12 protein-coding genes are annotated in these 9,768 nt (G+C 67.3%); 11 read left to right on the top strand and 1 reads right to left on the bottom strand.

Going from position 1 to position 9,768, the window contains the following annotated elements:
• Positions 1-134: 134 nt before the first annotated feature.
• Entirely contained in the window at positions 135-614 is a 480-nt protein-coding gene (locus tag ABD767_RS13345) for a pilin (protein ID WP_344869788.1), read from the bottom strand.
• Positions 615-1,091: 477 nt separating this feature from the next.
• Between ABD767_RS13345 and ABD767_RS13340 the strand changes: the two genes are divergently transcribed.
• The 11 genes from ABD767_RS13340 to yedF all read left to right on the top strand — a co-directional run bounded on the left by ABD767_RS13340 (position 1,092) and on the right by yedF (position 9,685).
• Positions 1,092-1,604 (top strand): hypothetical protein, encoded by a 513-nt coding sequence (locus ABD767_RS13340; protein WP_344869787.1) that lies wholly within the window; start codon positions 1,092-1,094, stop codon positions 1,602-1,604.
• A 308-nt stretch (positions 1,605-1,912) separates the two neighbouring features.
• Positions 1,913-3,034, top strand: coding sequence for a bifunctional 3,4-dihydroxy-2-butanone-4-phosphate synthase/GTP cyclohydrolase II (gene ribBA / locus ABD767_RS13335; RefSeq protein ID WP_103046370.1), 1,122 nt, complete (start codon positions 1,913-1,915; stop codon positions 3,032-3,034).
• Between the two features lie 4 nt (positions 3,035-3,038).
• Complete coding sequence (ribH, locus tag ABD767_RS13330; protein ID WP_103046371.1) at positions 3,039-3,503, top strand: 6,7-dimethyl-8-ribityllumazine synthase; 465 nt, start codon at positions 3,039-3,041, stop codon at positions 3,501-3,503.
• Complete coding sequence (nusB, locus tag ABD767_RS13325; RefSeq protein WP_344869786.1) at positions 3,500-4,033, top strand: transcription antitermination factor NusB; 534 nt, start codon at positions 3,500-3,502, stop codon at positions 4,031-4,033. The genes ribH and nusB overlap by 4 nt, the downstream gene beginning before the upstream one ends.
• Positions 4,034-4,099: 66 nt before the next feature.
• The gene (locus ABD767_RS13320) at positions 4,100-5,284 is read left to right on the top strand and encodes a pyridoxal phosphate-dependent aminotransferase (protein WP_344869789.1); all 1,185 of its coding nucleotides are present in this window, start codon (positions 4,100-4,102) and stop codon (positions 5,282-5,284) included.
• Positions 5,285-5,393: 109 nt separating this feature from the next.
• On the top strand, positions 5,394-5,810 hold the full coding sequence (gene ybgC, locus ABD767_RS13315; RefSeq protein WP_103046373.1) for a tol-pal system-associated acyl-CoA thioesterase: 417 nt from the start codon (positions 5,394-5,396) through the stop codon (positions 5,808-5,810).
• Positions 5,807-6,508 carry a protein TolQ gene (gene tolQ / locus ABD767_RS13310; RefSeq protein ID WP_103046374.1) on the top strand — a complete coding sequence of 234 codons (702 nt, stop codon included), beginning with the start codon at positions 5,807-5,809 and terminating at the stop codon, positions 6,506-6,508. The genes ybgC and tolQ overlap by 4 nt, the downstream gene beginning before the upstream one ends.
• Before the next feature lie 13 nt (positions 6,509-6,521).
• Positions 6,522-6,947 carry a biopolymer transporter ExbD gene (locus ABD767_RS13305; RefSeq protein ID WP_103046375.1) on the top strand — a complete coding sequence of 142 codons (426 nt, stop codon included), beginning with the start codon at positions 6,522-6,524 and terminating at the stop codon, positions 6,945-6,947.
• A 64-nt stretch (positions 6,948-7,011) separates the two neighbouring features.
• The gene (gene tolA / locus ABD767_RS13300; RefSeq protein WP_103046376.1) at positions 7,012-8,004 is read left to right on the top strand and encodes a cell envelope integrity protein TolA; all 993 of its coding nucleotides are present in this window, start codon (positions 7,012-7,014) and stop codon (positions 8,002-8,004) included.
• A gap of 190 nt (positions 8,005-8,194) precedes the next feature.
• On the top strand, positions 8,195-9,406 hold the full coding sequence (gene yedE, locus ABD767_RS13295) for a selenium metabolism membrane protein YedE/FdhT (protein ID WP_103046379.1): 1,212 nt from the start codon (positions 8,195-8,197) through the stop codon (positions 9,404-9,406).
• 36 nt (positions 9,407-9,442) lie between these two features.
• Positions 9,443-9,685: a sulfurtransferase-like selenium metabolism protein YedF gene (gene yedF, locus ABD767_RS13290; RefSeq protein WP_103046377.1), complete on the top strand. Its 243-nt coding sequence runs from the start codon at positions 9,443-9,445 to the stop codon at positions 9,683-9,685.
• The last annotated feature ends 83 nt before the right edge of the window (positions 9,686-9,768 follow it).

The following is a 9,768-nucleotide window of genomic DNA, read 5'->3' as shown; positions in this document are numbered from 1 at the left end:
TCAAATCCTCGGAGAAATTTGCAAGAAAACAGGTACTGGCAAAACCATACCTTGCAAATCGTGTACCCATCAATCCGAAGAATCACCAGTCAGATCAACGGCTTGTGAGTTGTTCAGGGCGGACTATTTAATTATTAGCTTCCTGTTTTATTGGTTTTTTCCACCATCGCCTTGATGGCTGTATTGTCTATATCAGAGGCATCAATAGTCCATACAAGATTTGTGCTAGTTTCGCTGGTCGTTGGTTCCCACTTGATTTCTTTGCCACTGACACCTTCACCAATGTCTGCTGCAAGAGTCGCAGTAATAACACCGTCAGCTACGGTAGCAGAAGCGACTTCCTTTGTCGGGGTGAATTCAGGAATGGTTGTTTCGGCGCCAGCGGCAGTGGTGTCACAGCTATCCATAACACCACCGTTCTCCTGCGAGCAAAGGGCTACAGCAGTTTTCAGGCTATCCACTGCCGTCAGTGCATTACCAATTTTTGCGCGAATAACATAATTTTGGTACTGCGGAATCGCCACCGCCGCCAAAATACCAATGATCGCCACGACGATCATCAGTTCGATCAAGGTAAAGCCCTGCTGGGCCTTGCGCATCATTTGCTTGTTCATTTCAGTCCTCCTGAAGATGGAAAAGTGCTGGCAGGAGAAAAGCCGGCCAGTCGACAGGTAACAAGCAAGAGGTGTGCCAAGTTGTATCTTGCGTATTGCAGGTGTTGCCGGGTGGTTTGACCCACTGTTTTCCTGGGTCACCGCCGCACGTGACCAGGCGCGCGGGTGCTTCACACTGGCTGGGCAGCCGCTGCGCCTGGTCAGCAGCGGCTGCGGGCTGGCGGCAAATCCAGCATTCGCCATCCCAGCGTTTGCCCATGGCAGAAGATCGAGGGGTCAAATCAATATTGCTCCGGCCTTGTGATGTTTGAACTCGTCATCCCGGCGAAGGCCGGGATCCAGTGCTTTTGGGAGGAAGTCATGGATTGCGGCCCCGGATCAAGCCCGGGGTGACGTTCCTTCGCCGGAATGACGAAAAATTGCTACTTCAAAGGGCCGAATCAATAGAATGGCCCGTCCCCCACCACCTCGCCTCCCATGAACCACCTCAGCCTGGACGCCGCCGTCACCCTTACCGGCCTGAGCCGCAGCACCTTGCAGCGGCGCGTGCGCGACGGCGCGCTGGCTGCCAGCACGCGCGAGGGCGACAACCGCGTGCTGCTGGCGCTGCCGGCCGTGCTGGCGCTGTCGGACCTGCGGCTCGATGCCGAGGACTTGCGCCAGCTGCTGGCCGCCGACGCCGGCGACGCCGCCGCGCAGGCCGACGTGGGCGCGCTGCTGTATGTGGCCGGGCGAACCGGCGCGGCGCTGTACTGGCTGCACAAGGCGGCCGCGCAGGACAACGCCGAGGCCATGCACTGGCTGGCGACGGCCTGCGCGGCGGGCGAGGCCGGCGCCGGCCTTGGTGCGGGGGGGGGGGGGGGGGAGGATGTCGCGCAGCAAAACGCGCAGGCCCTCACCTGGCTGGCGCTGGGGCATCCGATTGCGCGCCCACAGTTGAAGGCGCTGGTGCAGGCGGGGATTGACGGGGCGCCAGCCCCTGAGCGCTGATCGGGCGGGGATCGCGGCGAGGGCGCTGCTCCTACGGGGCGCGAGGTTTGAAGCGGGTTGTAGGAGGCCAGCCCTCTGGCCGATGGCAGGGAGCGCCGGCGTCTCGCCGGCACTGGTCGCGGCGAGGGCGCCGCTCCTACGAGGCCCTTACCCGTCAAAGACCGGCGCAGGCCGCTGGCGCGTGGGCAAGCGTCTAAAATGCCCGGTTTTGATGCGAGCGCCCCTTGAGCCGGCAGCCGCCCACCGCCATGGCGCGGCGCTGGGCCAGGGGCCAGCGCCAGGCCACGCCAACTTTCGAGACTTCCCACATGGACACCCCCACCCAGCCCGTTCCCATCTCGCCCGTCAAGGACATCGTCGCCGAGATCGCCGCCGGGCGCATGGTCATTCTGGTCGACGAGGAAGACCGCGAGAACGAGGGCGACCTGATCCTCGCGGCCGACCACGTGACGCCCGAGGCGATCAACTTCATGGCGCGCTTTGGCCGCGGGCTGATCTGCCTGACGCTGACGCGCGAGCGCTGCGAGCGCCTGCACCTGCCGCCGATGGTCGAGCGCAACGGCACCAAGATGGGCACGGCGTTCACCGTGTCGATCGAGGCGGCCGAGGGCGTGACCACCGGCATTTCCGCCGCCGACCGCGCGCGTACCGTGCAGGCGGCGGTCGCCCCCAATGCCCAGGCGGGCGACCTGGTGCAGCCGGGCCACATCTTTCCGCTGCAGGCCGTCGACGGCGGCGTGCTGATGCGCGCCGGCCACACCGAGGCCGGCTGCGACCTGGCCGCGCTGGCGGGCCTGAGCCCCACGGCGGTGATCTGCGAGGTGATGAAGGACGACGGCACGATGGCGCGCCTGCCCGACCTGCAGCTGTTTGCCGCAGAGCACGGGCTGAAGATCGGCACGATTGCCGACCTGATCGAGTACCGCAGCCGCACCGAGTCGCTGGTGCGCCGCGTCGGCACGCGCACGCTGGGCACGCCCTGGGGGCCGTTCACCGCGCATGCGTTCAGCGACACGACGAGCGATGGCGTGCATCTGGCGCTGGTGTGCGGCCAGTGGTCCACGGACGACAGCGTGCCGGTGCGCGTGCATGAGCCGCTGTCGGTGCTCGATCTGCTGGAGGTGGGCCGCTCGATGCACTCGTGGAGCCTGGACGAGAGCCTGCGCTTCATCGGCGAGCAGGGCCGCGGCGTGGCCGTGCTGCTGAACGCGGGCGAGTCGGCCGCGCAGCTGCTGGCCCAGTTCGAAGGCACGGCGCGCGCGGCGCAGGCGCCCGAGCGCGGGCGCATGGACTTGCGCACCTACGGCATTGGCGCGCAGATCCTGCGCGAGCTGGGCGTGGCGCGCATGCAGCTGCTGGGCCAGCCGCGGCGCCTGCCCAGCATGGTGGGTTACGGACTGGAAATCACGGGCTACATCCCCAAGGAGTGAATCGATGCTTCATGCAGACAAGGGCTCGGCCGGCCCGCTTGACGGCAAAGGCCTGCGCATCGGCATCGTCCAGGCGCGCTTCAACGAGAACATCACCGGCGCGCTGGCGCAGGCCTGCCGCGACGCGCTGCAGGATCTGGGCGTGCGCGACGAGGACATCACCCACCTGCTGGTGCCTGGCGCGCTGGAGGTGCCCAGCGCGCTGCAGGCGCTGGCCGAGCGCGACGCCTACGACGCGCTGATCGCGCTGGGCTGCATCATCCGTGGCGAGACCTACCACTTCGAGCTGGTGGCCAACGAGTCGGGCGCAGGCGTGTCGCGCGTGGCGCTGGACTACCGCCTGCCGGTGGCCAACGCGATCTTGACGACCGAAGACCTGGAGCAGGCCGTGGCGCGCCAGAGCGAGAAGGGGCGCGACGCGGCCTATGTGGCCGTCGAGATGGCGCGCCTGCTGGAGACGCTGGAATGAGCGAACACCAAGGCGCTGCCCATGGAGCGGGCCACGCGGCGCAGCCGGGGCGCACCAGCACCGGCGCGCGCAAGGCGTCGGCCAAGTCGCCGCGCACGCGGGCGCGCGAATTTGCGCTGCAGGGGCTGTACCAGCACCTGGTGGGCGGCAATGCGGCCAGCGACATCGACCTGTTCACGCGTGACCTGTCGGGTTTTCACAAGGCCGACGCGGTGCATTACGACGCGCTCCTGCACGGCTGCATCGAGACCGGCGCGCAGATGGACGCGATGATCACCCCGCGCCTGGATCGGCCGCTGGCCGAGATCTCGCCCATCGAGCATGCGGTGATGTGGATGGGCGTGTACGAGTTCCAGCACTGCCCGGACGTGCCCTGGCGCGTCGTGATCAACGAGTGCATCGAGCTGGCCAAGGAGTTTGGCGGCACCGACGGGCACAAATACGTCAACGGCGTGCTGGGCGCGCTGGCGCCGCAGCTGCGCGGCCCCGAGGTCGACGCCGATCGCGCGGCCGGCCGCATCGCGCCGTGATTTCCTGAACCTTTCAGCGGCCGCGGACGTGCATGCCGCCGGCCGCTGCCCGCGATTGCCATGACACTGCAGTTTTCCAGCCGCGCACAGCGCATCGAGCCCTTTTACGTGATGGAGGTGGCCAAGGCCGCCCAGGAACTCGCGCGGTCGGTGGCCGCCACGCGCGACCCGATGATTTTTCTCAACATCGGCGAGCCCGACTTCACCGCGCCGCCGCTGGTGCTTGAAGCCGCCGAGCGCGCGCTGCGCGCAGGCCAGACGCAGTACACCAACGCGCTGGGGCTCGAAGCGCTGCGCGAGGCGATCAGCGGCTGGTACGCGCAGCGCTTTGGCGTCGACGTGCCGGCGCGGCGCATCGTGGTGACGGCCGGCGCGTCGGCGGCGCTGCAGCTGGCCTGCCTGGCGCTGATCGACCGCGGCGACGAGATCCTGATGCCCGACCCCAGCTACCCGTGCAACCGCCACTTCGTCAGCGCGGCCGAGGGCACGGCGGTGCTCATCCCGACCACGGCCGAGGAGCGCTTTCAGCTCAGCGCCGACAAGGTGCAGGCGGCCTGGGGCGCGAAGACGCGCGGCGTCTTGCTGGCGTCGCCCTCCAACCCCACGGGCACGTCGATCGCGCCCGATGAACTGCGCCGCATCGTCGACGTGGTGCGCGCCAGGGGCGGCCTGACCCTCATCGACGAGATCTACCTGGGCCTGTCGTACGAGGAGCAGTTCGGCCACACGGCGCTGGCGCTGGGCGAGGACGTGATCAGCATCAACAGCTTCAGCAAATACTTCAACATGACCGGCTGGCGCCTGGGCTGGATGGTGGTGCCCGACGCCATGGTGCCGGTGGTCGAGCGCATGGCGCAAAACCTGTTCATCTGCGCGTCGACCATATCCCAGCACGCGGCGCTGGCCTGTTTTGCGCCCAGCAGCATTGCCGAGTACGAACGCCGCCGCGCCGAGTTCAAGGCGCGGCGCGACTACTTCATTCCCGAGCTGAACCGCCTGGGATTGAGCGTGCCGGTCATGCCCGACGGCGCCTTCTACGCCTGGGCCGACTGCAGCGCGGCCGCCGAGCGCCTGGGTGTGGACGGCAGCTGGGACTTTGCCTACGAGCTGATGCACCGCGCCCACCTGGCGATCACGCCCGGGCACGACTTCGGCAGCGCCGACACCGCGCGCCACGTGCGCTTCTCCACGGCTAACTCCATGGCCCAGCTGCAAGAAGCCGTCGCCCGCCTGCAGCGGCTGATCGGCTGATGTCTGTGCATGCCCCATCGGCCAGAGGGCTGGCCTCCTACCCCCGCGCCCACCCCTGTAGGAGCGGCGCCCTCGCCGCGATCGCGGCCCACCGCCACGGAGCCCGACCATGAGCTTTGAATGGCCGGTGCGCGTGTACTGGGAGGACACCGACGCCGGCGGCATCGTCTTCTACGCCAACTACCTGAAATTCTTCGAGCGCGCGCGCACCGAATGGCTGCGCGCGCTGGGCCACGACCAGCACCGGCTGCGCGAGCACACCGGCGGCATGTTCGTCGTGACCCACGCGCAGCTGCGCTACGTGGCGCCGGCGCGGCTCGACGATGAACTTTTGATCACCGCCGCTGTCCACGAAAGTGGCCGCGCAAGCGTTAGCTTCAAACAGCAGGCGCTGCGCAAAATGACCGGCGCGGCCGGCCACGAGCTGCTGTGCGAAGGCAGCGTGCGCGTGGGCTGGGTCGACGGCGCCACCATGCGCCCGGCCCGCATTCCAGACTCTCTCTTGCAACAACTGACTCACCAATGAACTCCCAAGACCTGTCCATCCTGAACCTGGTGCTGGGCGCCAGCTGGGTGGTGCAACTCGTGATGCTGCTGCTGTTCGCCGTCTCGATGGCCAGCTGGGCGGCAATCTTTCGCAAGCTCGCGGCGCTCAAGCGCGTGAATGCGCTCAACGACGCATTCGAGCGCGACTTCTGGTCCGGCACCAGCCTGAACGACCTGTACGCCAGCGCCGCGCAGAACGCCAAGGTGGCCGGGCCGATGGAGCGCATCTTCGCCAGCGGCATGCGCGAGTACCAGAAGCTGCGCGAGCGGCGCATTCAGGACGCACCCACGCTGCTCGACGGCGCGCGCCGCGCGATGCGCGCGAGCTTTCAGCGCGAGATGGACGTGATCGAGTCCAGCCTGTCCTTCCTGGGCTCGGTCGCCTCGGTCAGCCCCTACGTCGGCCTGTTCGGCACCGTGTGGGGAATCATGCACGCCTTCACCGGCTTTGCCGGCATGGAGCAGGTGACGCTGGCCACCGTTGCCCCGGGCATTGCCGAGGCGCTGGTGGCCACCGCGCTCGGCCTGTTTGCCGCCATTCCCGCGGTGATTGCCTACAACCGCTTCGCGCGCGACATCGACCGCGTGGCCATCCACCAGGAGACCTTCATCGAGGAGTTCTCCAACATCCTGCAGCGCAACCTGGGCGCGCACAGCGCCACGCCCTCGGGGCATTGAGAAGGAGCAGCGCATGCCCGTCATGGCCTCTCGCGGCGGCAGCCGCCGGCGCTCGATGAACGAGATCAACATGGTGCCCTTCATCGACGTGATGCTGGTGCTGCTCATCATCTTCATGGTCACCGCGCCCATGCTCACGCCCAGCGCAGTCAACGTGCCCTCGGTCGGCAAGGGCGCCAAGGTACCCAAGGTGCGCGCCGACGTCATCGTCGAACCGGGCGGCAGCGTCGTCTTCAAGGCTGACGGCATCGAGCGCACCGTGGCCGTCGGCCAACTGGGCGCCACCGCCAGCGGCTGGCTCAAGAACCAGCCCGAGGACACGCCCATCCTGATCAGCGCCGACAAGAACGTCTCCTACGACCAGGTCATGCAGGCCATGTCCGAGCTGCAAAAAGCGGGCGTGGCCCGCGTGGCGCTGGCGGTCAAGGCCGCCAATTGACAACCGAACCGAACTGAACAAACCCCAGGCTGCGCCGGACCGCACGCCACAGCCCAGACCGCCCATGCCGCTTCAAGCCCAAGACGACCGCGACCAGTTTGCCCCGCCCCGCCCGCCCGGGCGCGCGCGCGCCGTGGCGCTGGCTGCGCTGGCGCACCTGGTGCTGATTGCCGCGCTGACCTGGGGCGTGAGCTGGAAGACCAGCGCCGACCAGCCCGCCGTCGAGGCCGAGCTGTGGTCTGCCGTGCCCCAGCAGGCCGCGCCGCGCGCGGTGCAGCCGCCCGCGCCCAAGCCTCCGCCCGAACCCAAGCCTGAACCGCCACCGCCGGAGCCGGCCAAGGCCCCTCCTCCCCCACCACCGCCACAGGCCGAGCCCGACAACCGCGAGGCCGACATTGCGCTGCAAAAGCAAAAGGAACGCCTGGAGCAGGAGAAGAAGCTGCGCGAGCAGCAGCTGCAGCGCGAGAAAGAGCAGCGCGAGAAGGCCGAGAAAGAGAAGGCGCAAAAGGAAAAAGCCGAGCGTGAAAAAGCCGAGAAGGCCCGCGCCGAAAAGGAAAAAGCCGAGAAGGAAAAGGCGGAACGGGAAAAGGCCGAGCGCGAAAAACGCGAGGCGCAGAAAAAAGCCGAGGCAGAGAAGCAGAAGAAACTGGCCGAGGAAAAGCGCAAGGCCGAGGCGGATGCGCGCCGCGCCGAGGAGTTGCGCCAGGAGCAGCTGCGCCGCATCCAGGGCCTGGCCGGCGCCACCGGAGGCGAGAACGCCACGGGCAACGCGCAGCGCTCCAGCGGCCCGTCGGGCAGCTACGGCGGCAAGGTGGCGGCCAAAGTCAAGCCCAACATCGTCTATCCCGACGTGATCCCGGGCAACCCGCGCGCCGAGGTCGAGGTGCGCGCCGCGCCCGACGGCACCATCACCAGCGTGCGCCTGACGCAATCGAGCGGCAACAAGGCCTGGGACGACGCCGTGGTGCGCGCGCTGTACAAGACCGAGACGCTGCCGCGCGACGTCGACGGGCGCGTGCCGCCGGCGCTGGTCATCGGGTTCAGGCCCAAGGATTGAGCACCATCTCTCCACGCCGGCGCGAAACGCACGCACCAGCGCGATAATCAGCGCGCCCCTCGCGGGAGGACGGCACCGCCGACAGCGGCGCCAACCGACTCGGACGGGCGTTTTCAAATCACCCCCGCCCTGCCTTGGCAGGGCATTGGGCTTTAAACGCCGCGCACCCCCGTGCGGCAAGGACTTGACGATGAACTGGCTTGACTTCAAGCACCAGTACCTGGTGCGCTTCTGGTCGCCCGTGCCCGCGGTGATTGCGGCCGGCGTGCTCTCCGCCTATTACTTTGGCCTGACCGGCACCTTCTGGGCCGTCACCGGCGAGTTCACGCGCTGGGGCGGGCATGTGCTGCAGTGGTTCGGCGTCGACCTGTCGGACTGGGGCTATTTCCAGATCATCGGCATGCAGGGCACGCCGCTGACGCGTATCGACGGCGTGATGATCATCGGCATGTTCGTCGGCTGCTTCTCGGCCGCGCTGTGGGCCAACAACGTCAAGCTGCGCATGCCACAGCACCGCAAGCGCGTGTTCCAGGCGCTGGTGGGCGGCATCATTGCCGGCTTTGGCGCACGCCTGGCCATGGGCTGCAACCTGGCGGCCTTCTTCACCGGCATTCCGCAGTTCTCGCTGCACGCGTGGTTCTTCGCAATCGCCACGGCCATCGGCTCGCTGGCGGGCGCCAAGGTCAGCCTGCTGCCCATCTTCCGCATCCACGTGAAGCTGCAGAAGGTGTCGAGCGCGCAGCCGCTGAGCCAGCACGCGGCGCAGGCGCGCCGGCGTTTTCGCATCGGCATGGTGCTGTTCTTCGGCTTTGCAGCATGGGCCGTGGCCAAGGCCTTCGACATGCCCAAGCTCGGTTTTGCCGCGCTGTTCGGGCTGGCGTTCGGGCTGATCATCGAGCGCGCCCAGGTGTGCTTCACATCGGCGTTCCGCGACCTGTGGATCACCGGGCGCACGCAGATGGCCAAGGCCATCATTGCCGGCATGGCGGTGGGCACCATCGGCGTGTTCAGCTATGTGCAGCTGGGCATGGAGCCCAAGGTGTTCTGGGCCGGGCCCAACGCGGTCATCGGCGGGCTGCTGTTCGGCTTTGGCATCGTGCTGGCCGGCGGCTGCGAGACGGGCTGGATGTACCGCGCCGTCGAGGGCCAGGTGCATTTCTGGATCGTCGGCCTGGGCAACGTGATCGGCTCGACGCTGCTGGCGCTGGCCTGGGACGACCTGGCGCCGGTGATCGCAGTGAACTTCGACAAGGTCAACCTGCTGCAGGCGCTGGGCCCGCAGGGCGGCCTGCTGGTCACCTACGCGATGCTGGCGGTTGCGCTGCTGCTGGTGCTGGCCTGGGAGCGGCATTTTTTCACGCGCAAGACGCGCGGCGCGGCAGCGACGCTACAGGCGGCCTGACCACCCCCGCTCAACCCCATTCCCGGAGATATTCCCATGAGCAGCAACCCCGCATACACCCCCGACTTTCGCCTGGACATGGTCGGCGAGCCCTGCCCCTACCCGGCCGTGGCCACGCTGGAGGCCATGCCCCAGCTGCAGCCTGGCCAGATCCTGGAGGTGGTCTCGGACTGCCCGCAGTCGATCAACAACATCCCGCTCGACGCCAAGAACCACGGCTACGAGGTGCTGCAGGTCGAGCAGGATGGCCCAACCATCCGCTACCTGATCCGCCGCTGAAACGGTTTCGCCTTCAAACGTATAACTGCGCTGGTTCGCCTTGTTCTGCGCTTGAATGCGAAACCGTATGAAACCCCACAAGG

It is taken from the genome of Comamonas faecalis (assembly GCF_039538025.1).
In the GTDB taxonomy this organism is placed as follows: Bacteria; Pseudomonadota; Gammaproteobacteria; order Burkholderiales; family Burkholderiaceae_C; genus Comamonas_C; species Comamonas_C faecalis.
This window is presented reverse-complemented; position numbering and strand designations above follow the sequence as displayed.

What these genes read in the sequence shown, in the direction of transcription:
- tolA (WP_103046376.1), top strand. Translation starts at nt 7,012, where the DNA reads ATGCCGCTTCAAGCCCAAGACGACCGCGACCAGTTTGCCCCGCCCCGC.
- tolQ (WP_103046374.1), top strand. Translation starts at nt 5,807, where the DNA reads ATGAACTCCCAAGACCTGTCCATCCTGAACCTGGTGCTGGGCGCCAGC.
- nusB (WP_344869786.1), top strand. Translation starts at nt 3,500, where the DNA reads ATGAGCGAACACCAAGGCGCTGCCCATGGAGCGGGCCACGCGGCGCAG.
- ABD767_RS13305 (WP_103046375.1), top strand. Translation starts at nt 6,522, where the DNA reads ATGCCCGTCATGGCCTCTCGCGGCGGCAGCCGCCGGCGCTCGATGAAC.
- ybgC (WP_103046373.1), top strand. Translation starts at nt 5,394, where the DNA reads ATGAGCTTTGAATGGCCGGTGCGCGTGTACTGGGAGGACACCGACGCC.
- yedE (WP_103046379.1), top strand. Translation starts at nt 8,195, where the DNA reads ATGAACTGGCTTGACTTCAAGCACCAGTACCTGGTGCGCTTCTGGTCG.
- ABD767_RS13340 (WP_344869787.1), top strand. Translation starts at nt 1,092, where the DNA reads ATGAACCACCTCAGCCTGGACGCCGCCGTCACCCTTACCGGCCTGAGC.
- yedF (WP_103046377.1), top strand. Translation starts at nt 9,443, where the DNA reads ATGAGCAGCAACCCCGCATACACCCCCGACTTTCGCCTGGACATGGTC.
- ABD767_RS13345 (WP_344869788.1), bottom strand. Translation starts at nt 614, where the DNA reads ATGAACAAGCAAATGATGCGCAAGGCCCAGCAGGGCTTTACCTTGATC.
- ribH (WP_103046371.1), top strand. Translation starts at nt 3,039, where the DNA reads ATGCTTCATGCAGACAAGGGCTCGGCCGGCCCGCTTGACGGCAAAGGC.
- ribBA (WP_103046370.1), top strand. Translation starts at nt 1,913, where the DNA reads ATGGACACCCCCACCCAGCCCGTTCCCATCTCGCCCGTCAAGGACATC.